Annotated in this window: 23 protein-coding genes; 8 read left to right on the top strand and 15 right to left on the bottom strand. The window is 71.2% G+C overall.

Annotated elements, in window-relative coordinates; translation table 11 throughout:
* The first annotated feature begins 1 nt into the window (after position 1).
* The 3 genes from dnaJ (at position 2) to BM140_RS15740 (ending at position 2,561) form a co-directional block, all read left to right on the top strand.
* Positions 2-1,159, top strand: a complete 1,158-nt coding sequence (gene dnaJ / locus BM140_RS15750; RefSeq protein ID WP_091948255.1) for a molecular chaperone DnaJ — start codon at positions 2-4, stop codon at positions 1,157-1,159.
* A 267-nt stretch (positions 1,160-1,426) separates the two neighbouring features.
* On the top strand, positions 1,427-2,086 hold the full coding sequence (locus tag BM140_RS15745) for a class I SAM-dependent methyltransferase (RefSeq protein ID WP_091948253.1): 660 nt from the start codon (positions 1,427-1,429) through the stop codon (positions 2,084-2,086).
* 136 nt (positions 2,087-2,222) lie between these two features.
* On the top strand, positions 2,223-2,561 hold the full coding sequence (locus BM140_RS15740) for a hypothetical protein (protein WP_091948250.1): 339 nt from the start codon (positions 2,223-2,225) through the stop codon (positions 2,559-2,561).
* A 63-nt stretch (positions 2,562-2,624) separates the two neighbouring features.
* Here the strand turns inward: BM140_RS15740 and deoA are convergent, their stop codons facing one another.
* The 4 genes from deoA to BM140_RS15720 are packed head-to-tail and all read right to left on the bottom strand — an operon-like array spanning position 2,625 to position 5,947.
* Positions 2,625-3,935 (bottom strand): thymidine phosphorylase, encoded by a 1,311-nt coding sequence (deoA, locus tag BM140_RS15735; protein ID WP_091948248.1) that lies wholly within the window; start codon positions 3,933-3,935, stop codon positions 2,625-2,627.
* On the bottom strand, positions 3,932-4,687 hold the full coding sequence (deoC, locus tag BM140_RS15730; protein ID WP_091948245.1) for a deoxyribose-phosphate aldolase: 756 nt from the start codon (positions 4,685-4,687) through the stop codon (positions 3,932-3,934). Before deoC ends, deoA begins: the two co-directional genes overlap by 4 nt.
* Positions 4,688-4,698: 11 nt before the next feature.
* Positions 4,699-5,511, bottom strand: a complete 813-nt coding sequence (locus BM140_RS15725) for a purine-nucleoside phosphorylase (protein ID WP_091948242.1) — start codon at positions 5,509-5,511, stop codon at positions 4,699-4,701.
* A complete protein-coding gene (locus tag BM140_RS15720; RefSeq protein ID WP_091948238.1) occupies positions 5,501-5,947 on the bottom strand; it encodes a cytidine deaminase in 447 nt (148 codons plus the stop codon). The genes BM140_RS15725 and BM140_RS15720 overlap by 11 nt, the downstream gene beginning before the upstream one ends.
* A 105-nt stretch (positions 5,948-6,052) precedes the next feature.
* Here BM140_RS15720 and BM140_RS15715 point away from each other — a divergent pair, with 105 nt between their 5' ends.
* Positions 6,053-6,277, top strand: a complete 225-nt coding sequence (locus BM140_RS15715; protein ID WP_091948235.1) for a DUF2093 domain-containing protein — start codon at positions 6,053-6,055, stop codon at positions 6,275-6,277.
* On the opposite strand, the gene lpxK is transcribed toward BM140_RS15715, so the two are convergent.
* Genes lpxK through BM140_RS15700 form a run of 3 tightly spaced genes read right to left on the bottom strand, consistent with a single transcriptional unit; the run spans position 6,252 to position 9,291 of the window.
* Positions 6,252-7,244 (bottom strand): tetraacyldisaccharide 4'-kinase, encoded by a 993-nt coding sequence (gene lpxK, locus BM140_RS15710; RefSeq protein ID WP_091948233.1) that lies wholly within the window; start codon positions 7,242-7,244, stop codon positions 6,252-6,254. The two genes, BM140_RS15715 and lpxK, sit on opposite strands and share 26 nt — an antisense overlap.
* Positions 7,244-8,548, bottom strand: coding sequence for a 3-deoxy-D-manno-octulosonic acid transferase (locus tag BM140_RS15705; protein ID WP_091948229.1), 1,305 nt, complete (start codon positions 8,546-8,548; stop codon positions 7,244-7,246). The genes lpxK and BM140_RS15705 overlap by 1 nt, the downstream gene beginning before the upstream one ends.
* A complete protein-coding gene (locus tag BM140_RS15700; protein WP_091948226.1) occupies positions 8,545-9,291 on the bottom strand; it encodes a lysophospholipid acyltransferase family protein in 747 nt (248 codons plus the stop codon). Before BM140_RS15700 ends, BM140_RS15705 begins: the two co-directional genes overlap by 4 nt.
* A gap of 200 nt (positions 9,292-9,491) precedes the next feature.
* Here BM140_RS15700 and BM140_RS15695 point away from each other — a divergent pair, with 200 nt between their 5' ends.
* Complete coding sequence (locus BM140_RS15695) at positions 9,492-10,433, top strand: metallophosphoesterase family protein (RefSeq protein ID WP_091948223.1); 942 nt, start codon at positions 9,492-9,494, stop codon at positions 10,431-10,433.
* Positions 10,434-10,490: 57 nt separating this feature from the next.
* On the opposite strand, the gene BM140_RS15690 is transcribed toward BM140_RS15695, so the two are convergent.
* Complete coding sequence (locus BM140_RS15690) at positions 10,491-10,970, bottom strand: response regulator (RefSeq protein WP_091948220.1); 480 nt, start codon at positions 10,968-10,970, stop codon at positions 10,491-10,493.
* A 371-nt stretch (positions 10,971-11,341) separates the two neighbouring features.
* Between BM140_RS15690 and BM140_RS26605 the strand changes: the two genes are divergently transcribed.
* On the top strand, positions 11,342-12,151 hold the full coding sequence (locus BM140_RS26605; protein WP_091948218.1) for a cold-shock protein: 810 nt from the start codon (positions 11,342-11,344) through the stop codon (positions 12,149-12,151).
* A gap of 89 nt (positions 12,152-12,240) precedes the next feature.
* Positions 12,241-12,483 carry a hypothetical protein gene (locus BM140_RS15680; protein ID WP_091948215.1) on the top strand — a complete coding sequence of 81 codons (243 nt, stop codon included), beginning with the start codon at positions 12,241-12,243 and terminating at the stop codon, positions 12,481-12,483.
* A 158-nt stretch (positions 12,484-12,641) separates the two neighbouring features.
* On the opposite strand, the gene BM140_RS15675 is transcribed toward BM140_RS15680, so the two are convergent.
* Together BM140_RS15675 and BM140_RS15670 are read right to left on the bottom strand one after the other, a co-directional pair.
* On the bottom strand, positions 12,642-13,469 hold the full coding sequence (locus BM140_RS15675) for a DUF4261 domain-containing protein (protein WP_091948213.1): 828 nt from the start codon (positions 13,467-13,469) through the stop codon (positions 12,642-12,644).
* Positions 13,470-13,499: 30 nt separating this feature from the next.
* Positions 13,500-15,167, bottom strand: a complete 1,668-nt coding sequence (locus BM140_RS15670; RefSeq protein ID WP_091948210.1) for an OpgD/OpgG family glucan biosynthesis protein — start codon at positions 15,165-15,167, stop codon at positions 13,500-13,502.
* Positions 15,168-15,203: 36 nt separating this feature from the next.
* On the opposite strand from BM140_RS15670, the gene mdoH reads away from it, so the two are divergent.
* Entirely contained in the window at positions 15,204-17,156 is a 1,953-nt protein-coding gene (gene mdoH, locus BM140_RS15665; protein ID WP_091948208.1) for a glucans biosynthesis glucosyltransferase MdoH, read from the top strand.
* A gap of 74 nt (positions 17,157-17,230) precedes the next feature.
* On the opposite strand, the gene BM140_RS15660 is transcribed toward mdoH, so the two are convergent.
* From BM140_RS15660 to BM140_RS15640, 5 genes are all read right to left on the bottom strand, one after another.
* The gene (locus BM140_RS15660; RefSeq protein ID WP_091948206.1) at positions 17,231-17,563 is read right to left on the bottom strand and encodes a hypothetical protein; all 333 of its coding nucleotides are present in this window, start codon (positions 17,561-17,563) and stop codon (positions 17,231-17,233) included.
* A 362-nt stretch (positions 17,564-17,925) separates the two neighbouring features.
* A complete protein-coding gene (locus BM140_RS15655) occupies positions 17,926-18,969 on the bottom strand; it encodes a threonine aldolase family protein (protein ID WP_091948203.1) in 1,044 nt (347 codons plus the stop codon).
* Between the two features lie 150 nt (positions 18,970-19,119).
* A complete protein-coding gene (locus BM140_RS15650) occupies positions 19,120-20,886 on the bottom strand; it encodes an ABC transporter ATP-binding protein (protein ID WP_091948201.1) in 1,767 nt (588 codons plus the stop codon).
* A 247-nt stretch (positions 20,887-21,133) separates the two neighbouring features.
* Positions 21,134-22,486, bottom strand: coding sequence for an MFS transporter (locus tag BM140_RS15645; RefSeq protein WP_091948198.1), 1,353 nt, complete (start codon positions 22,484-22,486; stop codon positions 21,134-21,136).
* Complete coding sequence (locus BM140_RS15640) at positions 22,483-23,148, bottom strand: PRC-barrel domain-containing protein (RefSeq protein ID WP_244535452.1); 666 nt, start codon at positions 23,146-23,148, stop codon at positions 22,483-22,485. The genes BM140_RS15645 and BM140_RS15640 overlap by 4 nt, the downstream gene beginning before the upstream one ends.
* Positions 23,149-23,162: the final 14 nt, after the last annotated feature.

Genomic DNA, 23,162 nt, shown 5'->3' with positions numbered 1-23,162 from the left:
AATGTCAAAGCGGGACTACTACGAGGTTTTGGGCGTCGCCAAGACGGCCACGGACGGCGAACTCAAAGTCGCCTTCCGTAAGCTCGCCATGGTCCATCACCCGGACCGCAATCCCGGCGACAAGGAAGCCGAGATCAAGTTCAAGGAAGTCAACGAGGCCTATCAGTGCCTCTCCGACGGCCAGAAGCGCGCCGCCTACGACCGCTTCGGCCACGCCGCCTTCAGCCAGGGCGGCGGCGGGGGCGGACCCGGATTCGGCAACGAGTTCGGCGACTTCATGTCGGACATTTTTGAGAATTTCTTCGGCGACGGGCGCGGCCAGCCCGGCGGCGGCGGCCAGCGCGGGCGCGGCCAGCCGGGGCGCGAGCGCGGCGCGGACCTGCGCTACAACCTCGAGATCAGCCTCGAAGAGGCTTTCTCCGGCAAGACCGAGACGATCCGCATCCCCACCTCCATCGCCTGCGAGGTCTGCTCGGGGACCGGCGCCAAGGCCGGCTCGAAGCCGCGGGCCTGCCCGACCTGCGGCGGCTACGGCCGGGTGCGGGCGGCGCAGGGGTTCTTCGCCATCGAGCGCACCTGCCCGAACTGCCACGGCCGCGGCGAGGTCGTGGACGATCCCTGCACCGCCTGCTCCGGCGCCGGCCGGGTCAACCGCGAGCGCACGCTCTCGATCAACGTGCCGGCGGGCGTCGATGACGGCCTGCGCATTCGCCTCGCCGGCGAGGGCGAGAGCGGCCTGCGCGGCGGGCCGGCGGGCGACCTCTACGTCTTCCTCTCGATCAAGCCGCACACCTTCTTCCAGCGCGACGGCGCCGACCTGTTCTGCCGCGTGCCGATCTCGATGGTGACCGCCGCGCTCTCGGGCGAGATCACCGTGCCGGTGATCGACGGCTCGCAGACGCAGGTGCGCATACCGGCCGGCACCCAGACCGCCAAGCAGTTCCGCATCAAGGGCAAGGGCATGCCGGTGCTGCGCTCGCGCGAGGTCGGCGACCTCTACATCCAGGTCTCGGTCGAGACGCCGCAGAACCTGACCAAGCGCCAGCGCGAGCTGCTGCAGGAGTTCGACCAGTCGGCCTCCGACGAGAACCACCCGGAAAGCGCAGGCTTCTTCTCCAAGGTCCGCGATTTCTTCGTGAGCGGCGCGGGCCGGACGTGAGGCCTGCTGCCGGGATCAAAGACCGGGCCAACCCGGTTGTGCCTGCGGCCGTCCCAGTCGGGCGGCCGGCGGGTGCCCTCGCGCCCAGGGACGGCCGGCCTTGACGGGGTGCGGGTTTTCGTCGTCTAGAACGCTCCCCACCGGGTCGTGCGCCGATCCGGCGAGCGCGCGCCTCAGCCCCGGCCTCACACCGGGACCCTGCAGCCGCGCGCGGCCCGCGAGCGGTTCCACCCCGTCCTTCCACTCCTGATCCGAGGATCACCGGTCGTGCCGCCGCTTCGCCGTTCCAGCGCCCGAACCGTCGCCGCGACCCGCATCCGGGAGCAGCGTGAGCCGCTGCCCGACGAGGCCCGGTTCCTCCGCTCGTGGTTCGAGCGTCCCCTCGTCACCGGTGCGGTCACCCCCTCGGGGCGGATGCTCGCCCGCACCATGGCCTCCTACGCCGACCCGTCGATGCCCGGACCCGTGATCGAGCTCGGGCCTGGCACCGGACCGGTCACGGAGGCGCTGATCCGCCGCGGCTTCGAGCAGGAGCGGCTGATCCTCGTGGAGTTCAACCCGGATTTCTGCGCGTTGCTGCGCCGCCGCTTCCCGCGGACCACGGTGATCCGGGGCGACGCCTACAGCATCCGCGAGACGCTCGGCAGCATCGTCACCGAGCCCTGTGCCGCGACGATCTCCTCGCTGCCGCTCTTCACCAAGCCGCTCGAGAAGCGGATGGAATTGCTGCAGGACGCCCACGACGTGATGCAGCCGGGCGCGCCGTTCGTGCAGTTCACCTACGCCGTGGTGCCGCCGATCCCGGCCCGCTGTGAAGCCGGAAGCTACACCGCGAGCCGCTCCAACCGGGTGTGGCTGAACCTGCCGCCCGCTCGCGTGTGGGTCTACCGCCGACCCGCCAAGACGATCGACAAGCCGACCGCCTGACACGGTTTTGGGATGAGAATCATCCCCGGAGAATTGTTTCCGTTTGTGGGAACGCTTCTCAGGCCTCGTTCATTGCGAAGCTCCTAGCGTCTCGTTCCGAGGCCGCCTCGACGCGGCCGGACGAAGGGAGTTCACGATGTCGAACACCATATCGACCAAGCGCATCCGCCGCACGCTGGCCGCCATGGCCGTTCTCGCCGGAGGGCTGATCGGCACCCAGGCAGCCGAGGCCGCCCCGCTCGCGGCTGCGCCCGCCGCCACGCTCGCCGCCGACGCGGGCGTCGAGACCGTGCAGTGGCATCACCCGCACGGCTGGGGCCACCGTCGCTTCCACCGCCATCGCCATCATGGCTGGGGTCATCATCACCACCGTCACCATGGCTGGGGCCACCATCGCCGCCACCATTGGGGTCATCACCGGCACCATCACTGGGGCCACCACCACGGCTGGCGCCGTCACCATCACTTCTACTGAGCTGACGGGTCGAGAGGCCGCGCGCCGGGTGGACCGGCGCGCGGCCCTTTTTTTGGTCGAGACTCAGCCGACCCGTTCGAGGATCGCCTGCCGCGCCGCCGGCGCCGTCGCACCGATCCGGTAGGCCGCTCGAAGGGCTGCCGCCGCCCGTTCCGCCGCCGCCTCGTCCGCCGCGTGAACGATCCCGAGGGGATCGCCGACGCCGAGCCAGTCACCGGGCCGTGCCAGATCCGAAAAGCCGACGCGCGGGTCGATGTCGTCCTGCGGCCGGGTGCGCCCACCGCCGAGCCCGATCACGGTGAGGCCGACGGCGCGGGTGTCCACCGCCACGACCGTGCCGGCATTCTCCACAGCCACCGATCGCACCACCGGTGCCCGCGGCAGGTGCCTGTCCGAGGCTTCCAGAATGTCCGACGGGCCGCCGAGCGCGCCGACCATCCGGGCGAAGGTTTCGGCGGCGGCGCCCGTATCGAGGGCGGCCTGCAGCCGCCCCTCGGCTCGATCGCGGTCGGCGGCGAGGCCGCCGAGCACCAGCATCTCGGCGCAAAGGGCCATCGTCACCGCGTGGAAGCGCGGCTCGCGGCGGCGCCCCGTCAGGTAATCGACGGCGTAGGCCACCTCGACGGCGTTGCCGGCGGCGCAGGCCAGTGGCGCGTCCATATCGGTCAGGAGCGCGCGGGTCGGCAGGCCGGCGGCGTTGGCGACCGTGACGATGCTCTGCGCCAGCGCCCGTGCCTCCTCGTCCCGCGCCATGAAGGCGCCCGAGCCCGCCTTCACGTCCATGACGAGGCCGTCGAGGCCCGCCGCGAGTTTCTTCGAGAGGATCGAAGCCGTGATCAGGTCGAGGGATTCGACCGTGCCGGTGACGTCGCGGATGGCGTAGAGGCGCCGGTCGGCCGGGGCGAGGTCCGCCGTCTGGCCGATGATGGCGCAGCCGGCCTCGCGCACCACCGCGCGGAAGCGGTCGAGCCCCGGCGCCACGTCGTAGCCGGGGATGCTGGCGAGCTTGTCGAGGGTGCCGCCGGTATGGCCGAGACCTCGGCCCGAAATCATCGGCACGAAGCCGCCGCAGGCCGCGACCATGGGGCCGAGCGCGAGGCTCACCGTGTCGCCGACGCCGCCGGTGGAATGCTTGTCGAGGGTGGGACCGGGCAGGTCCCAGGTCAGCACGGAGCCGGAATCCCGCATGGCGCGGGTGAGCGCCACGCGCTCGTCGAGGGAGAGGCCGCGGAAGAACACCGCCATGGCGAAGGCCGCCGCCTGCCCCTCGGTGACGCGCGCGTCGGTCAGCCCGCCGATGAAGCCGGCGATGTCGGCCTCGGACAGGGCCCGCCCGTCGCGCTTGTCGCGGATGATCTCCTGCGGGAGTCTCATGCCCCGGCCTCCCCGGCGCGGGTCAGATCGTCGAGGAGCGCGCTGGCGCCGATCCGAAACGTGTTCGGCCTCACCCAGTCCGGGCCCATGATGCGGTCGGCCAGCGCGAGGTAGCGCGCGGCATCCTCGACCCGGCGCAGGCCGCCCGACACCTTCAGCCCGACCGGCCGCGCGCCGCCCCTCTCGCGGATCACGGACAGCATCGCCTCCGCCGCCTCGGGCGTGGCCGAAACCGGAGTCTTGCCGGTCGAGGTCTTGAGGAAGTCGGCCCCGGCTTCCAGCGCGAGCCGGCTCGCCCGTGCCACCGTCTCGGCATCCGGCAGCATCCCGGTTTCCAGGATCACCTTGAGCAGCTTGTCGCCGCAGGCTTCGCGCACGGATGCCACCATGGCGCGAGCCGCTTCCGCATCGCCGCGCTGGAGCGCACGGTAGGGCAACACGAGGTCGATCTCGTCGGCGCCGTCGTCGAGCGTCGCGCGGGTCTCGGCCAAGGTGCCGGCCACGTCCTCGCCGCCCTCCGGAAAATTGACGACGGTGGCGATCCGCACGCCGCATCCCGCGAGCGTCTGCGCGGCCTGCGGCACGAAGCGCGGCCAGACGCAGACCGCCGCCACGGCGTGCCGCTCGGCGCGCTGGCACAGGGTCGCGACCGCCTCCGCCGTGCAGCCCTCGCTCAGGTCGGTCAGGTCGAGGAGCGGCAGGGCGCGGGCGGCGATCCGCACGGCCTCGTCCGGGGGAAGGGGGGCGGTCATCGCAAAGGACCTCACGATTCGGGGAGGCGGGCCGCGAAGGCGGCGGCGAGGCGGGCGAGGTCGGCCCCGGCGCGGGCCGCGACCGCCTTGGTCTCGGCATGGTGCGGGTCGCCCCCCGAGATGCCGGCGGCGAAGTTCGTCACCGCCGAGACCGCGGCGACCTCGAGGCCGAGAAAGCGGGCCAGGATCGTCTCCGGCACGGTGGACATGCCGACGAGGTCGGCCCCGAGCCGTCCCGCCATGCGGACTTCCGCGGGCGTCTCGAAGCTCGGGCCGGAGAACCACGCATAGACGCCCTCGTGCAGGATGAGCCCCTCCATCTCGGCCGCGGCCCGGAGCGCGGCGCGCAGGCGGGGCGCATAGGCGTTCGTCATCGGCACGAACCGGGCGTCGCTGGCCTCGCCGATCAGCGGGTTGAACCCGGAGAGATTGATGTGGTCGGTGAGCACCACGAGGCTGCCGGGCCCGGCCTTGGGCATCAGCGAGCCGGAGGCGTTGGTGATCAGCACCCGATTCGCGCCCAAAGCCGCGACCGTGGCGAGCGGCACCCGCATGGCGGCGGGATCGCCCCGCTCGTAGGCGTGGGCGCGCCCCTCCAGCACCAGCACCGGCCGCCCGGAGAGCATCCCGCGATGCAGCCGCCCGCCATGGCCGGACACGCCCGGCGCCGGGAAGCCGGGAATCTGTTCGTAGTCGAGGCTGATCCGTTCCTCGACCGCCTGGACCAGGGCGCCGAGGCCGGTCCCGGTCACGATCGCCAGGGCGGCCGGGCCGGCGAACCCCTTGTCGCGCAAGGTCGCGGTGGCCTCGATCTCATTCGCCATCGATGCTGTGCTCCGGCAGGTGCTCGGGGCCGAAGGAGGCCGGCAGCAGCGCCTCCAGGGTGAAGCGGGCGCGGATGCCCTCGGGGCCGGCGGCGAGGATCGGCGTGTCCGGCCCGGCAAATTCGCGGATGCGCTGGCGGCAGGCGCCGCAGGGCGTGACCGGAGCGGGGCTGTCGGCGAGGATCAGGATCGCCCGGATGCGCCGCCCGCCCCCCGCGATCATCGCCGCGACGGCCCCGGCCTCGGCGCAGGTGCCGACCGGATAGGCCGCGTTCTCGACGTTGCAGCCGGCATGGACGCGCCCCGCCTCGTCGATCAGCGCGGCGCCGACGGAGAACCCCGAATAGGGTGCGTGGGCCCGTGCCCGCACGGCGGAGGCCGCGGCGAACAGGGCGTCGAGATCGGGGCTTTGGGCGGGGGCGCCGGGCGCGGTCATGACCCCGTTTGGCCCGAGGCCGGGGCCGATGTCGAGGGGCGGTCGACAGCCGTGCTCCCGCCTCGTAATGCAAGAGCCTTGCGGATGCGGCAGGGAGCCAGGGACATGCTCGGGCGCTACGATCGGGGTTCGAACAACGGCGAGGCCAAGGTCGAGTACGGCGACGGCACCATGCGGGTGCTCAAGCCCGGCAGCTTCGTGCGCTGCGCCGTGACCGGCGAGGCGATCGATCTCGACGCGCTCCGCTACTGGAACGTCGATCGCCAGGAGGCCTACGCGACTCCCGAGGCCGCGATGCAGCGGCTCAAGGAGATCGGCCGGGCGCCGTGAGCGTCTCTACCATCTGACGCCGCAGGGCCGCCGGATCCTCGAAGGCGAGGATGACCCGCAGAACCTCCGCGCTCTCGCCCTCGGGCAGCCGCACGGCGTCCTTCTCGGTGGTGACGAGGCGCGCGCCCTCGCGGATCGCGAGGGCCCGCAAGGGGGCGAGGTCGCCGGCCCGGTAGGGATGGTGGTCGGCGAAGTTTCTGGTGGCAAGGATCCGCGCGCCGAGCCCGGCCAGCGTGTCGAAGAACTTCTGCGGCCGACCGATCCCGGCGAAGGCGACGACCGGCTCGCCCCGCCACCGCTCCGGCGCCTCCGGCACGAGCCGGGCGCGATGCACCGGCAGACCCCGTGCCGCCGCCTCCCGCGCCAGTGCCTCGCCCGGCGCGCCGTCGCCGATCAGCACCAGCCCGCCCACGTGCCGCCATTGCCGCGCCAGCGGCGCCCGCAGGGGACCGGCCGGGAAGGGCAGGCCATTGCCAATCCCTGCGCCTGCATCGACCACGGCGAGCGACAGCGTCTTGTGCAGGCTCGGATTCTGAAGCCCGTCATCCATCACGACGATGTCGGCGCCGAGATCGACGCAGAGCCGCGCACCCGCCGGACGGTCGCGGGCGACCACCGTCGTGGCTGAGCGCGCCAGCAGCAGCGGCTCGTCGCCGACATCCGCCGCATCGTGCGAGGCGGGTTCGACCGCCACCGGCCCGGCGAGGCGTCCGCCGTAGCCGCGGCTGAGGAAGGCCGGGCGCCTGCCGAGTTCGTCGCGCAGGATGCGGGCCAGCGCCAGAGCGGTCGGCGTCTTGCCGGCGCCGCCGAGGGTGAAGTTGCCGACGCACAGGATCGGGCCGGGGGCCGGCGCGCCGAGCCGGTCCATCCGCCGGGCGGTCAATGTGCCGTAGAGCCCGCCCGCGGGGGCCAGCAGCCGGGCCAGCGGATGGGACGGGGCGCGGGTCCAGAAATCCGGAGGACGCATCAGGCCCGTTCGCGGGCGGCGAGCTTCATCTGCGCGACGTAGGGGTCGAGCACCGCGAGCGTGCGGCCGACGGCGCCCTCGAAGGCGGAAAGCGCCGCTTGGCCCCGCCGCGCCGTCTCGGCGGCACGCGAAGGATCGCCCAGGAGGTCCGCGACCGCTGCGGCGAGATCGGCCTCGTCCGCCACGAGGCGGGCGCCGCCCGCGGCGCCCAGCGCGCCGTAGGGCTCCGAAAAATTGTGGATGTGGGGGCCGTGCAGCACGGCGCCGCCGAGGCGCACGGGCTCGATCGGGTTCTGGCCGCCATGCTCCACCAGCGAGCCGCCGAGGAAGACCAGCGGGCAGAGCCGGTAGAACAGGCCGAGTTCGCCGAGCGTGTCGGCGACGTAGACATCCACGTTTGCCTGGGGACGCCCGTTCTTGGCGCGCCGGCTGGTGCGCAGGCCGGCTTCGTGGGCCACCTGCGCCACCTCCTCGCCGCGGCGGGGGTGGCGCGGTACGGCGATGGTGAGCAGGCGGGGAAAACGGTCCCGCAAGCGGGCATGGACGCGGGCGATGACGGCGTCCTCGCCCGGATGGGTGCTCGCCGCGACCCAGACCGGCCGGTCGCCGACCATGTCGCGCAAGTAGGCGAGCTGCTGCGCATCGGCCGGGGGAAGGGCGGAATCGTATTTCAGGTTGCCGACCACGCTGATGCGCGGGGCGCCGAGCCGGGCGAAGCGCTCGGCATCGGCCTTGGTCTGGCACAGGCACACGGCGATGCGCGAGAGCAGGGCGCGGGCGGTGCGCGGCGAGCGGGCCCAGCCCTGATACGAGCGCTGCGACATCCGCCCGTTGACGAGCACCAGCGGGATGCCGCGCTCGTGCAGCGCCACGACGGTGTTGGGCCAGATCTCCGATTCGGCGACCACCGCGAGATCCGGCTGCCAGTGGGCCAGGAAGCGCTCGACCCAGCGCGGCGCATCGAGCGGCATGTACTGATGCACCGCGCCTGCGGGCAGGCGTTGGCTCAAGAGATCGGCGGCGCTGCGGGTGCCGGTGGTGACGAGCACCGAGCAGCCGCGGGCAATCATCCCCTCGATGAGGCCGACGAGGGAGAGCGCCTCGCCGATGCTGGCCCCGTGCATCCACACCAGATGCCCGACCGGCCGAGCCCGGCCGGGGCGTCCGCGTCGCTCGGGCAGGCGGGCAGGATCCTCCTTGCCGCGGCGGGAGCGCCACGCGAGCAGCCCCGCCACCGCGGGCTCGCCGAGATAGAGCCCGTAGCGGTAGACCCGCAGGGTCGCGGGGAGCGGCGGCACCCTCACGCGGCCTGTCCCAGGGCGTCGTCCCGTGAGCCGACCACGCGGTCGGGACGGCCGACCAGGGCGTAGGCCCGGTCGTGGACGCGGTTCAGTTCCGCCTGGACGCGGGCGCGATAGCCGTCGGTCGCCTCCGGCTCGAGCTCGCGGGGGACGTAGATCGGTTCGCCGAACACCATGGCGCCGCGCCCGAACGGCAGGCCGAGGCAGGCCCGGTCCCAGGAATTGAAGCGGATATGCCGGCCCGTCACCACGGCGACCGGGACGATGGGGCAGCCGGAGAACCGCGCCAGCATGATGATGCCGGCATCGCAGACCCGCGAGACCTTAGGCACGTCCGCCGAGAAGGCGACGGTCTCGCCGCCCTTGAGCGCTTTCACCATGGCGCGAAGGCCCTCGGCGCCGCCCTTGGCGCGGGCGTCGCGCACGACGCGGCCTCGGGCACCGGAGGCCCGCATCACCCGCACCCCCATCCGCTCCAGCGCCATCGTGTTGATATTGCCGTCGGGGGAGCGGGAGATGATCGTGGCGACCCGATCCTGGGGGCGGCGCATGAACGAGATCATGAGGTGCTGCCCGTGCCACATCGCGGCGATGAAGGGGCCGATCGCGTCGAGGCGCTCGTAGATGTCCGCCGGCTCCCGGGTGAAGCGGTTGGTGCGCTTCACCAAGCGGAGATAGCCGTAGGCGATTCGGCTCAGCACATGCTGGACCGCGGGCTTGCGGCCGATGGTCTTGATCAGGCCCATGGGCTCGGACCGCTCCGCCTGTTCGCTCGCGTTTCGAATCGGGCGCCGCCCGGGCCGGGTGTCTAGCCCCGCGTCGGGCCGGGAGGCAACGCGGCCGGGTGGACGACCCGCGGAGTCGTGCCCCAATGCGGCGGAGTTCGGGCGTTCTCCTGCTGCACGGGTGTTGACGCGCACGCTCGATGCTCCGATGCGGTGTCGAAATGTTCAGGCTCGCCCATCTCACCGATCCCCATGTCGGGCCGTTGCCGCGGCTGCGCCTGCGCCAGCTCCTGAGCAAGCGCGCGACCGGCTACGTGAACTGGCACCGCGGGCGCGGGCGCCATCACGACATGGACCTGCTCGGCGCCCTCGTTGCCGACCTCCGGGCGCAGGGAAGCGATCACGTCGCCTGTACCGGCGATCTGTGCAACCTCGGCCTGCCCGACGAGTGGGACACGGCCCGCATCTTCCTGGAGGCCCTGGGGCCGGCCGACCGGGTGAGCTTCGTGCCGGGCAACCACGACGCCTATGTCCGCGGCTCGCTGGAAGGTTTGCTCGGCAGCTGCGGCGGTTGGACCGCCGACGACGACGGGCGGGCGGGCCTCTTCCCGTATCTCAGGCGGCGCGGGCCGCTCGCGTTGGTCGGCCTGTCCTCGGCGATCCCGACCAAGCCGTTCGCCGCGACCGGGCGGCTCGGCCCGGCGCAGATCGCGGCGGCGGAGCGCCTGCTCGGCGACCTGGCGCGGGCACCCGACCGGCCCTGCCGCGTGGTGATGATCCACCATCCGCCCCATCCCGGCGGGGCGGCTGCGGGCCGCGAGCTGAAGGACGCCGCCGCCTTCGCGGCGATGATCGGCCGGGCCGGGGCCGACCTGATCCTGCACGGTCACAACCACGTCGGCAGCGTGGCGGGCATTCCGGGCCCGGAGGGGCGGCCGGTGCCGGTGGTCGGCGCGCCTTCGGCCTCGGCCCGCTCGCTCCTCGTGAACCGGCGTGCCTCGTATTACCTCTATACGATCACCCCGGAGGAGGGCGGCCACCGCATCGCCGTGGTCGAGCGCGGCCTCGACGTGGAGGGCGGCATCGCCGAACTCTCGGCCTTCGACATCCGGACGCCGCCCGCGGACCGGATCGGTCCCGCTCCGAAGCGACGGCGACACTGACATCGGACGGCGCCGATCTCGAAAAACGGTCGAGATCGGGGCGTCCGGACGAGCGCGTCAGTTCAATCCCATCCCCTTCGACGCCCCGTTGGTCCGCGGCAGCGGGCGCAGCAGGCTCTTGACCTGGGAGAAGGGCCGGGGCCGGTTGATGACCTCGTCGAGGCGCGACCACAGGGTCTTGGGCGAGAACGGCTTGGCAATGATCTCGTTGACGCCCAGCGAGATCGCCCGGTCCACGACGTTGCGCCGAGGCTGGGCCAGCATCAGGATGATCGGCACGGTCGGGGAGGGCGAGGTGGTGGGCGTGCGGGCGAGCCGGATGAACTCCTCGCCGGAGAGAATCGCCAGGTCCCAGTCGAGGATGGTCAGGTCGGGCTTGCTCTCGGCGAGCACGCCGAGGGCCTCGGCTCCGTCGGGTGCCTCCAGCACGCGCTTGATGCCGACGCGCATCAGCATGTCGCGCACGATGCGGCGGATGTAGAGGCTCTCGTCGACCACGAGAGCCGAGAGATCCGGAAAGGTCGGGGTGGCGATCATCGGCGGCTCGGGCCCGGCCTCGCGCGGCGCGGGCGGTCTCGGGCCGGAGCTTAGGGGCGGCGGGTTTGCGTTTCCCTTAAGGAAACCTCCGCAACGTGATGCAGGCGCCGCCAAAATCTGGAACGATTCTTGACGAGGGCCCCGATACCGCGCCGAGTCCGCTCCCTTACGCAGTTCACCACGAAAATCGGCGGGTGCAAGCACGGACGGGTTAGAAGTTCCTTGCGGATCGGCCCCGATTGCGTCAGACCTGAGGCATCGATCTCGGTATCCGCTGCCGAGGGGATGATAGTGCGAGGCGTGGGCTGTCTCGGGATAGCGCGCACGCGGTATTCGAGACGTGGCGGGCGGACGGTTTTTGCGAGCTTTCAATGGGACGTGGTCGTGATTTTCGGGGGCCGCAGAAGCGCGGCTTCGACGAGGGCGGTGCCGAGCCTCAGTGGCCGGACCAGCTGCCCCCGAGCAGTGGTGGGTACGGTGGTGGCGGCAACCGCTTCGGCGGCGGTGGCGGCGGCTACGGTGGTGGCGGTGGTTTCGACCGCGGCCCGTCGCGGGGCGCCCCCGCAGCTGCGGCGCCTTCGGGCCCGGAGCGTGACGCCACGGTGAAGTGGTTCAACAAGGAGAAGGGCTTCGGCTTCGTGGAGCTCGGCGACGGCTCCGGCGATGCCTTCCTCCACATCCGCGCGGTCGAAGCCGCCGGCCACGACGACCTCCTGCCCGGCACGCGCCTCACGGTGCAGACCGCCCAGGGCCAGAAGGGTCCGCAGGTCACTGCGGTCAACAGCGTCGACACCTCCACGGCCGAGGCGGCTCCGCCCCGGCGCGAGGGCCCGCGCTTCGGCGGCGGCGATCGCTTCGGCGGCGGTGGCGACCGCTTCGGTGGCGGCGACCGCTTCGGCGGTGGTGGCCGTGACCGCTTCGGCGGTGATCGCGGCGGTGGCGGCGGTGGCCGCTTCGCCTCCGGCCCGTCGGTCGAGATGACCGGCACCGTGAAGTGGTACGACCCGGCCAAGGGCTTCGGCTTCGTCTCCGTCAATGACGGCGGCAAGGACGTGTTCGTGCACCGCTCCGCCCTGTCCCGCGCCGGCCTGGACTCCCTGGCCGAGGGCCAGCAGGTCACCCTCGGCGTGGTCGAGGGCCAGAAGGGCCGCGAGGCCTCCAGCATCAGCGTCGATTACTGATCGACGCGTCGACTGACTGACGAAGCGGCGGCCTCAGGGCCGCCGTTTTCGTTTGTCGGGATGCCCGAGCTTCGTTGGAGAATGCGCGGATGCGGGTGGCGACGGCGTTCTGTCTGGGCCTGATGCTCGGTACCGGCCCGGCCGCGGCCGAGGACTTTTCAGGATTCTATGCCGGGGTGAATGCCGGCTGGGCGTTCGAGCGTGGCCGCGATGCCGCCCCGCCCCTGCCTCCGACGGGCACCGACCGGGACGATAACGGCCTGCCGCCGAGCGTGGCACGGATCGAGCAACGCCGCCGATCCGAGACGCCGCCGCCCGGGCGGAGCCGCTGAGCCGGGACCCGTCCGAGACGTATGTTCGGCTGACCGATGACGGGACGGACGAAGCCGTCTCGCCTTCTCCGGCGATGGGGCGCTCCGCGGATCGCTTCGGGTCCGCCTCGCGGCGACGGCGTGAGGTGAGATCGAAGCGAGCGCCCTGAGACGCCCGCTCAATTGCTCCAGGGTGCCTGCTTCATCATCTCGGACGGATCGAGCGTCTCGATCGTCGATTCCAGCACCGGATGAGGGCTGATCCGGCCCCTGTCCTTGTGGCGGATGCGGATGATTTCCGTCGCCGATCCGCCGCAGGTGTCGCCGTCCTCCAAGACGGGTCCCTTGCGCAGCAACCAGTCGCTCATCTCGAAGGCGCTCTTGATGACGCGATTGAGCGGGAGCGCGCTCGGCACGAACTCGATGTCGCGGCCGATGAAGCGATCCAGGCCGAGGACGGTGACGCCCTGACGCTGCTCGAAACCGCCGCCGTCCGCGTAGGGAACAAAGCGGATCATCACCCCGGACGGCACATCCTCCGCGTCTCTCATCTCCTCCATGACCTGCGCGAAGAAGGTCGCGGACATGAGCATCTCGCTCGGGAGCCAGTAGACCGCCGTGGCGGCGTCGGTCTCTGCCAGAACGCAGGCGACCTTGAGGATGGCCGAGGCGGCGCGCAGCGTCGCCTCGTGGCCTTCGACATCGTCGTGGAGAAGCGTGACCACGGCCTGATCCCGGTGCGCCGTCGGCGTGGCTTCGCTCTCGAGCAGGTTCTGCGCGAGGTTCGTCACGATGTCCTCGGCGATCGGCTTGCCGGTGTAGATGACCATGACCGCGACGCCGTCGACATCGAGTGCGTAGCGCGCCGCGCCGGATGTCTGGGCGATCCGAACCTCGGACTTCACGCCGAGATGGGCGAAGCGCTCACCCACTTTTCGCGCGACGAGCGCGGCGTCGGTTTCGAAACAGCTCTGCGTCAGAACGCAGGCGGCCAAGGGCTGTGTCATGAAGGAATTCCAGATGATGGGCCGGGCGCGTTACGCCACCCCGTCCCAGGTCTCGGTGATCACCCGGCCGGCATGGCTGAGGCGGGCGCGCAAGACGATGTCGCCGGCCGGCATCGGCTCGGGGGGGCGGAATTCGGCGTAGAGGCGCCAGCCGCCGGTCTGGGGGACGCGCTCGGCATAGGGTTCGACGAAGGCGCCGGCGCTGGCCGAGAGGGCGACGTCGATGTCGGCCTTCGGGTCGTCGGGCAGGCTCGGTCCCTCGAAGTCGATGGCGTAGAGGCGCCGCTTCGGGCTCGGCGGATTGGTCGGGCGCAACCGTTCGGCGGACCCGACCCTACTCGAAACGACGCGGGCGAGCGGCGGCGCGATCGCCGCAACGGGCTCTGCCCCGACGGTGACGAGCGAATAGGCCAGGTCCAGCCGCCGGCCGGCCTCCACTTTCCTGTCGGGAACGAAGGCGGCGACGATGTTGTCGGTCGCCTCCTCCCGCGACGGAATCTCGAACAGACGCACCGCGCCGGGTCCGAAGCCGGCTTCGGAGCGCACCCAGAGGCCGGGCCGGTCCTCGTGCCGGGCCTGGACGTCTAGATAGGCGGAAAAGCGCCGCTCGCGCTGGAGCAGGCCGAACCCTTCGAGGGGGGCGGCGCGGAAGGCCGAGGTCTGCGGCGCGGCGCGGCCGTTGGTGAGCGGGCGCCAGAGCCGGTCGCCGGGCGTCTGCACCAGCAGCCCGTCCGAATCATGCACCTGCGGGCGGAAATCGTCGAAGGGGAGGGCGCCCCGCGCGCCGGGCCCGTTCTGCCCGTCGATGAACATGCTGGTGAGGGGGGCCAGCCCGAGCGCCGCGATGGCCCGGCGGGGAAACAGGGCGGCGGTCACGTGAAGCGTCGAGGGATCGCCCGGCGTGACGCGGAAGCGGTAGGCGCCGGTCAGGCTCGGGCCCTCCAGCAGGGCCAGCACCGTGACGGTGCCACCCTCGACCGGGCCGATCCAGAAGGTGGTGAAGTCGGGAAATTCCTCGCCCGTGGGTGCCCCGGTATCGACCGCGATGCCGCGCGCCGACAGACCGTAGATCTGCCCCTTGCCCCGCAGCCGGAAGTAGGAGGCGCCGAGGAAGACCAGAAATTCCTCGTGATCGTCGGCACGAGCCGGATCGAAGCCGTGGGCGATGCGAAAGCCGGCAAAACCCAGGGCGGCCGGATAGGTTCGGTCCTTCAGCGTCGGGCCGAGATCGAACAGCCGGGCGTCGTAGCCGAACGGCACGGGGGCCTGCCCGGCTTTCTGAAGGAAGAGATCGACGCGGCGGGGCTGCTGCCCGCCGCGGTGGAACGGCTGCAGCGAGAAGCCGGGGCCGAGCGGCACCGTCGCCTCCGGGCGGAAGCGGATGGCCTGGGTGTCGTCGTAGGTCAGGCCTTTCAGCTCCGGCGGCAGGTCGTCGTCGTGCGGGCGATAAGGGCTCCGGGCGAGCGATTCGGCGCGGGCCGCCACGTCGTCGAGGGTCACGGGGCGTCCCTCGCCCTGCGACGGCGCTCCGGGTTGCGCAGCGGGAAACGTCTGGGCCATCGTTCGGTCGGCATTCAGGTCGAAGAGGCTAGGCATACTCAAGCCGGAAAGTCCGGCGAGGCCGACCCGCATCATCTGCCGCCGCGAAACGTCCCCGTCCCGGCGCGCATCGCCGTCATCCCCCGACGGTTCGTCCATCCGCTTCTCCCTCCCGCCGAGTCATCGACGCCGACCATGTCCAGCCCAGACTTGCCGCAGGTCGATGCGCCCGTCGAGACGGGCCAGGGTCCGGCGCGGCCCGCGGGGACCGGCCCGGCGCCGCGACCGCCCGCGTTCGGCCTGCGCCGGCTCGCCCTGGTCGTCCCAACGCTCGCGACCGCCGCCGCGATCCTCGCCCTGGCGCTCGCCGCCTACGGGATGCCGGAGACTTGGCTCGGGCGCGCCGTGCTCGGCCTGTTCGCCCTGCTGATGGCGTGGCAGTCGTTCACGGCGTGGCAATACCTCTACGGACTCGTCGCCGGCGGGATGGGGGACCGGGTGCTGTCGCCGCTGGAGCGGCGCGCCGCCACGATCTCGGCGCGTCCGACCGGCCTGAGCCGCACGGCGGCCGTGGTGGCGATCCACGCCGAGGACCCGATCGCGGTCTTCTCCGCGATCCGCGTCATGGCCCGCTCGCTCCAGCGCGAGGGCGGCGACGGGTCGGACATCGACATCTTCGTCCTGTCCGACACCCGCGAGGGCGCGATCTCGGCGGTCGAGGAGCATGAATTCGCCCGCGCGGTGGCCTGGGCCGAGCGCGAAGCGGGCGGCGAAGGGGCCGGCGCAGGGCGTGGCCTGCCGCGCATCCGCTACCGCCGCCGGACGCAGAACAGCGGCCGCAAGGCCGGCAACATCGCCGAGTTCTGCCAGACCTATGGCGACGAGTACGATTTCATGATCGTGCTCGATGCCGACAGCCTCATGACCGGCGCGACCATGCGCAAGCTCGCCCGGCTGATGGAGGAGAATCCCCGCCTCGGGCTGATCCAGACCGTCTCCTATGCGGCCGGCCGCGACACCCTGTTCGCCCGCATCCAGCAATTCGCCGTGCGGCTCTACGCGCCGCTCTCCTTGCGCTGCCTGGAGACCTGGCAGGGGCCGGACGGCTCGTATTGGGGCCACAACGCGATCCTGCGGATCGAGGCCTTCGCGCAGAACGCCGAGCTTCCCGTGCTCTCGGGCAAGCCGCCCCTCGGCGGTGAGATCCTCTGCCACGACATCGTGGAGGGCGCCTTCCTGCGCCGCGCCGGCTGGGAGGTGCGCCTGCTGCCGGAGATGGGCGGCACCTGGGAGGAGATGCCGACCAACCTGATCGATCTGCTCGGGCGCGAGCGCCGCTGGTGCCAGGGCAACCTCCAGCATCTCCGCGTGCTGCCGATGAAGGGCCTGCGCGGCGCCAGCCGCTGGCACCTCGCGGTGGGCATCCTCGGCTATGGCGTCTATCCGCTCTGGATCGCCTTCCTGGCGCTCGGCACGTGGCAGGCCGTGCGCCTCGGCGAACTCGGCCTGTTGGGCTACGGCTTCGACGGCGGCACGCCCGCGGCGTTCGCCCTCGCCGCCCTCGTCGTCGCCGTGCTGGCGCTGCCGAAGCTCCTCAGCCTCGGCTACGTGCTGGCCTCGGCCAAGCGCCGCGCGGCCTTCGGCGGCGCCGGCTCGCTCCTCGTCAGCGCCGCGATCGAGCAGGCGATCTGGGTGGTGCTGTGGCCGGTCATGGCGCTGTTCAGCGCGGGCGCCGTGGTCTCGACCCTGTTCGGCCGGGTGGTGCGCTGGGACGCGCAATCCCGCGACGACCGCAGCGTGCCGTGGGGCGAAGCGCTCCGCCTCCAGAGCGACGCGGTGGCCGCCGGCTTCGCCCTGACCGTCCTGATCGCGATGGCGGGGGATCTCCTGCTCGCCGTCTGGATGGCTCCCATCGCCTTCGCCCTGCTGACGAGCCCGGCGCAAAGCGTGCTCACCAGCTCGACGCGGCTGGGCCTCGCCTCCAAGGCCCGCCGGCTTTTCCTCACCGAGGACGACACCCGGCAGGCCGTGGAACTGACGGAGCTGCATCAGGGGCGGGTGACCGGCGCAGCGACGCAGGCGGGCGAGCCGGTGGCGTGGATGCCGGGTTCGATCGACGCCTCGGGGGTGTCCTCGACGCCGCGGTGAGGGGCGCGGTCCTCCGGGGTCGAGGCTCGATCAGGTTGATCGCTCGAAGGGCCGTTGAGGGTGGAACGCGGGCTTCAGATAGACCAAGGGCGGCCGTTCCAGTAGCGCATCTCCAAGGTCTCGTCGTCGGCGTGCGCGTCCGCCTCAAACATGGGGTCGTCCATGATCCATATCTCGACGATCACACCGCCCTTGCGCCGGATGCCGACGACGGAGACGCTGCGCAGTAGCCGGTCGATATACGCACTCGTGGCAGCCTCGTCGGTGACCCCGTCCTCGCGGTCGAGGAGGTTGGGGTGAGTGTGCCACGCGCTTTCCTCAAAGCCGAGCAGGGTGACGCCGTCGTCGACGTGCTCAACGACGAAGGTCAGCACTCCGTCCGGGCTGACATGGCGCTCGATGATCATGGCGGATCACACTCAATCGATGATGTACTCCATTAGATCATCATTGCTCCGATGCCACCACAGACCTGCCTTGCTGAGTGTCGCGGCAAGGTCGATGCTGCACCGGCATAGATCAAGGTCGTGCCAATCCTTGCCCTTCGGCCAACGCACGAACGGGTTCTCGTCTTGTCAAACAAGACGGTCCTCGCCTCCCAGGAACGCTGTAAGGTTCCTGGGAGTCCCATGCTAACGTCCTTGGGCAATAACCGAGTTGCACACGCCAACCTCTCCCTGACAGCGCCGCCATCTTCAGCCTGCTTGTTGATGTCGGCAAAAGGGGCGAAAGCAGTCCCTCGCAGGGTCAAGCTGATCGAGCATTGACCCTACGCCGCCGCCGACAGCGACACGCAGGCCCGGATGTCCCGCGCCAGCGCATCGACCCGCTCGACCTGCGAATCCCACGCGAACATGAAGCGCGCCGCGCCGCCGATGAACCCGTAGAAGTGCCAGCCGCGGGCTCGCAGGCGCTCCTGCGCCGCGGCCGAGAGGTTGAGGAACACGCCGTTGGCCTCGACCGGGGCGGCGAGGGACGCACCCGGTACGTCGGCGATGGCCTCGGCGAGGCGGCGGGCGCAGGCATTGGCGTGGCGGGCGTGGCGCAGCCACGCGTCGTCCTCCAGCATCCCGACCCAGGGGGCCGAGAGGTAGCGCATCTTGGAGGCGAGCTGGCCGGCCTGCTTGCAGCGATAGCCGAAATCCTCCGCCAACGCGGTGTCGAAGAAGATCACCGCCTCGCCCACCGCCAGGCCGTTCTTGGTGCCGCCGAAGCAGAGCACGTCCACGCCCGCCTTCCATGTCAGGTCGGCGGGGGCGGCGTCGAGCGAGGCGCAGGCATTGGCGAAGCGGGCGCCGTCCATGTGCAGGTGCAGGCCGAGCCCGCGGCAGGTCTCGGCGAGGCGGCCGATCTCGTCCGGCCGATAGACCCGGCCGGTCTCGGTGGATTGCGTGATCGTCACCGCCTTGGGCTTGGGGAAGTGGATGTCGCTGCGCTTCCCGGCCATGACCCGCACCGCGTCGGGTGTCAGCTTGCCGTCCGGGCTCGCGACGGTGAGGAGCTTCGAGCCGTTGGAGAAGAATTCCGGCGCGCCGCATTCGTCGGTCTCGATATGCGCCGAGTCGGCGCAGATGACGCTGTGGTAGGATTGGCAGAGCGAGGCCAGGGCCAGCGAATTGGCCGCCGTGCCGTTGAAGACGAAGAACACCTCGCATGGCGTCTCGAACAGACGGCGGAAGCCGTCGGCGGCGGCCTGAGTCCAGTCGTCGGCACCGTAGGCCGGGGCGTGGCCGGCATTGGCGGCCACCATCGCGGCCATCGCCTCCGGGCAGATCCCGGCATAGTTGTCGCTAGCGAATTGCTGGTCGGGCACGGTGCGGCTCGCTCCTGCCATGGGACGGAGGGGCGGAACCGGCCCGGAACGCCGGAGCCGCCTGGAAGCGGCTCAAGCTAGGAATTGCCGCACCACCCCGCAACCGAAAGCGCGGGCCTTGGTCAACGGGGATGGCGGTCGAGCGCCGCCTTAAGCGGCGGCGAGCGCCATCGACATCGATTCCTTCTTCATCAGCTCGCGGTAGAACCCGTCGAGATGGGTCAGCTTTTCCGGCGAGCCGTCTTGGACGATCTTGCCGCCCTCCAGCACCACGATCCGGTCGAAATCCTTCAGGGTCGAGAGCCGGTGGGCGATGGCGATGACGGTGCGGCCCTTCATCAGGTTGGCCAGCGCCGCCCGGATCGCCTCCTCCGACTCGGCGTCGAGCGCCGAGGTCGCCTCGTCGAGGAGCAGGATCGGCGAATCCTTCAGGATGGCGCGGGCGATGGCGATGCGCTGGCGCTGGCCGCCCGACAGCTTCACGCCGCGGTCGCCGACGATGGTGTCGAAGCCCTCTGGCAGCGCCTTGATGAAGTCGGTGCAATGCGCCGCCTCCGCCGCCTGCCACACCTCCTCGTCGGTGGCGTCGGGGCGGCCGTAACGGATGTTCTCGCGCAAGGAGCGGTGGAACATCGACACGTCCTGCGGGACCACGGTGATCGCCTCGCGCAAGCTCTCCTGCGTGACGCGGGTGATGTCCTGGCCGTTGATCAGGATGCGCCCGCCCTGCACCTCGTAGAAGCGCTGGATCAGCGAGAACAGGGTCGACTTGCCGCCGCCCGACTTGCCGACCAGACCCACGGTTTGGCCCGGCGGGATCAGCAGGTCCAGGTCGGAGAAGACGGTGCGGCCGTCGGGATAGCTGAAGGCGACGTGGTCGAAATGCATCTCGGCACCGGTCTGGCCGACGAGCTTTTCGGCCTCCGGGTGATCCACGAGTTCGTGCGGCTGCAGCAGCGTGTGGAGCGCCTCCGACAGGCGGGCGGTGTGCTGGGTCGCGTCCACCAGGGCCACGGCGAGATCGCGGGTGGCGGCGAGGATGCGGATGCCCAGCGTGCAGACCAGCACGACCTGACCGGTGGTGGCTTGGCCCGCCTCCCACATCTTGATCGACCAGTAGAGCAGGCCGAGGATCGAGATCACCGTCAGGATGGCGTGGGTGATGCGCAGCTTCTCGAGATAGATCAGCGACGAGCGCCGCGCCCGCATCTCGGTGCCGATGGTGCCGTCGAAACGGACGAACTCGCGGTTGAAGGCCGAGAAGGCGCGCACCAGGGGCATGTTGCCGACGAGATCGACCATCTCGCCATCGACGCTGGCGGCTTTCGCCGCGAAGTCGTGGTGCAGCGGCTTGCCGGCGGACGCCATCTTGAACATCAGCACCACGACCGCGGTGAAGATGGTGGCGAGCACCAGCGCCATCGTGAGGTTCACGGTGCCGATGTAGACGATCGAGAGCACGGCCGCGATGCAGGGCGGCATCACGTTGAACGTAAACATGTTCTCGACGGTGAAGATCGCGTTCGAGGTCGCCGTGATGCGCGAGGCCAGCGTGCCCGGCTGCCGGTCGGCGAAGAAGGACGGGGCGTGGCCCGTCATGTGGCGGAACATGTCGCGGCGGATGTCGCCGGTGACGCCGACGAAGGTGAAGGCGCCGACGAGCGCGGCGACGCGCCAGAGCAGGTTGTCGGCGGCGATGAAGGCGATCAGCACGGCGAGCGCCGTCCAGACCTGGCCGGCGCTCGGCCCCTTGCCCAGCGCATCGACCACGCCCTTCAAGGCGTAATCGGTCGAGACCGAGAAGGTGACGGCGCCGAGAACCGCGAAAAGGATGACGAGGTGGGGGATGATGCGGCGCTTGAGATAGCGCCCGACGAAGGCGAAGGGCCGGTTGGCGTATTGGCAGAGATCTTCCATCGCGACCGTCAATCCCGATTCGATCAGACCCGCAGGGCGGCGAGAAGCGTGCCGTGGGCGCGGCAGGCGCAGGCTAGGCCCGTTAACCGCAACGCGAAGCGTCGCCTTATGTTTCAAGCGCGGGCCGCTTTCCCGCGAACTATCGCGGCCAAGCTGAACGGGACTTGAGCGACCGTGCGGCGCAGCAACGACTCCAAGCGCGTCGCGGGGCGCAGGTCAAGGCTCTCCCGCGCCGAAGCATGGCTCATCAAGCGCTTGCGCCATCCTCGGCGCCCTTGCCCCGCGTCTCCGGCATGATGAGCACCACGAGGACGAGGCCGACCGCGCCCATCACCGCGAGTCCCAGGAACGTGCTGTGGCTGCCGAGATGGTCGGCCATGAAGCCCGCGAGCGCCGTCGAGAGCGCCGCGCCGATGCCCATGCCGGTGCCGACGGCGCCGAGCGCCGTGTTGAAGCGGCCGGTGCCGCGGGTCAGATCGGAGACGATCAGCGGAACCATGACGCCCAGCACCGAGGCCGAGATGCCGTCGAACACCTGGATCGCGACCATCCAGTAGGGGTCGCTGACGAAGGCGAAGAGCAGGCCGCGAACCGGCAAGGCCGCGAAGCCGATGACGAGGAGGGGTTTTCGCCCCCAGCTCTGCGCGAGGCGCCCGACCAGGGGGGCGGTGACGGCGAGCACCGCCTGCGGGACCATGATGCAGGCGGCGACCAGCGCCGTCGCGGTCTCGCTGGCCCGCAGCGTCATCACCGAGCCGACCAGCGGCAGCATCGCGGCGTTGGCCAGGAAGAACAGCACCATGCAGGCGGCAAAGCACAGGAGCGCCCGGTTCTTCAGCAGGGCCGCCATCCCGCCGGCCGAAGGCGGTGTCGCCGGCTCGTCGGCGGCCGCCGGGCGGGCCGCCTCGGCGCGGCGCGAGGGGATGAAGCGCAGGGAGATCAGCGCCGGAATCACCAGGGCGCCCGCGAGGTAGAACACCGCGTCGTTCGAGAGATAATAGCCGACGGCGCCCATGCTGGCCGCGCCCAGCGCGTTGCCGATGGCCGAAAAGCTCGCGTTGCGGCCGAGCCGCGCGCCCGCGTTGGCATGGCCGACGAGGCCGATCGAGATCGCCGCGATGGCCGGCGTCAGCACGCAGCTCGCCGCCGAATGGATCGCCATGGCCAGCATGACGATCAGGTAGGTCGGGAAGGCCGCGAGCATCACCGCGCTCGCTCCGACCCAGAAGGCCGAGAAGCCGGCGGCGAAGCGCTTCGAGCGCGAAGCGTCGACGAAGGCGCCGCCGGGCATCTGCCCGAGCAGGCTGACGAGGCTGCCGACGGTAAGCGCGAGGCCGATATCCGACTGCGTCCACTTCTGCTGGGTGAAGTAGACCGCCAGGAACGGGCCGAAGCCGGTCTGAAGGTTGGCGATGAAGAAGGTGAAGGCGTCGAGCCCGCGCGCGGCGCTGGGCGCGGGCGCGGCGGATGCCGGCTCGCCCGCGCCGCGGCCGGGGCGGCGCGACGGTCGCCAGCCGGCCCGATCCCGCGGATCGGGCCGGGGGACATCGCGCTCGCGGGGCAGGACCGCCCGTCTCTCCGTCACCGGAATCGCCGTCATCTGTCCGGCGTCTTGTTGTCTTGCGGTTTGTCTTGAGGCTTCACCGCCGGATCGGCGGGCTTGTCCGGAGCCGGAGCGGGGACCGCCGCGGGCGTCGGAGCCGGCGTAGCAGGCGTCGTGCCGGCGGGGTCGGCCTCGACCGGGGCAGCGGTGGTGGCGGGGCTGGCGGCGCCGAGCACCACGATCGGCTCGCCGGCCTTGTATTCCGGCGAGACCCGGACCTGATTGCGGTTGAGCTGGAGCACGAGGCGCCCGACCTTGCCCTCGGTGGTGAACTTCAGCACGCGCCAATCCACCGCGATCTTGCGCGAGCCGACGCCGAGGAAGCCGCCGAAATCGATCACCGCCGCCCGCGGGCGGCCGTCCCGGTCGATGATGACGTCGATGATCCGGCCGAGGTCGTCGCCGTTCATCGCCCGCACGCTCTTGCCGAGCAGGCTCTCGTAATCCTGCGTGTCGAGCACCACGGCGGGCGTGCCGCCGCTCTGCGCCGGGGGAGGGGCCGACGGGGCGGCCGGTGGGGCGGGGGGCGTCGCCGCCGGAGGTGGTGCGGCCGGCGCATCGCCGGAGCCATTGGGCGTGGGGGACGCGTCGCCGGCGACGGCGGCCGTGGACAGGAGGGCGATCGCCGGTGTCACGATCGTCCGGATCAGTCTGCGCACCCCTTGAGCCCTTT

The sequence above is a fragment of the Methylorubrum salsuginis genome (assembly GCF_900114375.1).
Taxonomy (GTDB): Bacteria; Pseudomonadota; Alphaproteobacteria; order Rhizobiales; family Beijerinckiaceae; genus Methylobacterium; species Methylobacterium salsuginis.
Note: the sequence above shows the minus strand (reverse complement) of the source record. Positions and strands in the feature narration are given on the sequence as shown.

Bases quoted from the DNA above. Each gene is read 5' to 3' on its own strand.
- dnaJ (WP_091948255.1), top strand. From the start codon at position 2: ATGTCAAAGCGGGACTACTACGAGGTTTTGGGCGTCGCCAAGACGGCC.
- BM140_RS15740 (WP_091948250.1), top strand. From the start codon at position 2,223: ATGTCGAACACCATATCGACCAAGCGCATCCGCCGCACGCTGGCCGCC.
- deoA (WP_091948248.1), bottom strand. From the start codon at position 3,935: ATGAGACTCCCGCAGGAGATCATCCGCGACAAGCGCGACGGGCGGGCC.
- deoC (WP_091948245.1), bottom strand. From the start codon at position 4,687: ATGACCGCCCCCCTTCCCCCGGACGAGGCCGTGCGGATCGCCGCCCGC.
- BM140_RS15725 (WP_091948242.1), bottom strand. From the start codon at position 5,511: ATGGCGAATGAGATCGAGGCCACCGCGACCTTGCGCGACAAGGGGTTC.
- BM140_RS15720 (WP_091948238.1), bottom strand. From the start codon at position 5,947: ATGACCGCGCCCGGCGCCCCCGCCCAAAGCCCCGATCTCGACGCCCTG.
- BM140_RS15715 (WP_091948235.1), top strand. From the start codon at position 6,053: ATGCTCGGGCGCTACGATCGGGGTTCGAACAACGGCGAGGCCAAGGTC.
- lpxK (WP_091948233.1), bottom strand. From the start codon at position 7,244: ATGCGTCCTCCGGATTTCTGGACCCGCGCCCCGTCCCATCCGCTGGCC.
- BM140_RS15700 (WP_091948226.1), bottom strand. From the start codon at position 9,291: ATGGGCCTGATCAAGACCATCGGCCGCAAGCCCGCGGTCCAGCATGTG.
- BM140_RS15695 (WP_091948223.1), top strand. From the start codon at position 9,492: ATGTTCAGGCTCGCCCATCTCACCGATCCCCATGTCGGGCCGTTGCCG.
- BM140_RS15690 (WP_091948220.1), bottom strand. From the start codon at position 10,970: ATGATCGCCACCCCGACCTTTCCGGATCTCTCGGCTCTCGTGGTCGAC.
- BM140_RS26605 (WP_091948218.1), top strand. From the start codon at position 11,342: ATGGGACGTGGTCGTGATTTTCGGGGGCCGCAGAAGCGCGGCTTCGAC.
- BM140_RS15680 (WP_091948215.1), top strand. From the start codon at position 12,241: ATGCGGGTGGCGACGGCGTTCTGTCTGGGCCTGATGCTCGGTACCGGC.
- BM140_RS15675 (WP_091948213.1), bottom strand. From the start codon at position 13,469: ATGACACAGCCCTTGGCCGCCTGCGTTCTGACGCAGAGCTGTTTCGAA.
- BM140_RS15670 (WP_091948210.1), bottom strand. From the start codon at position 15,167: ATGGACGAACCGTCGGGGGATGACGGCGATGCGCGCCGGGACGGGGAC.
- mdoH (WP_091948208.1), top strand. From the start codon at position 15,204: ATGTCCAGCCCAGACTTGCCGCAGGTCGATGCGCCCGTCGAGACGGGC.
- BM140_RS15660 (WP_091948206.1), bottom strand. From the start codon at position 17,563: ATGATCATCGAGCGCCATGTCAGCCCGGACGGAGTGCTGACCTTCGTC.
- BM140_RS15650 (WP_091948201.1), bottom strand. From the start codon at position 20,886: ATGGAAGATCTCTGCCAATACGCCAACCGGCCCTTCGCCTTCGTCGGG.
- BM140_RS15645 (WP_091948198.1), bottom strand. From the start codon at position 22,486: ATGACGGCGATTCCGGTGACGGAGAGACGGGCGGTCCTGCCCCGCGAG.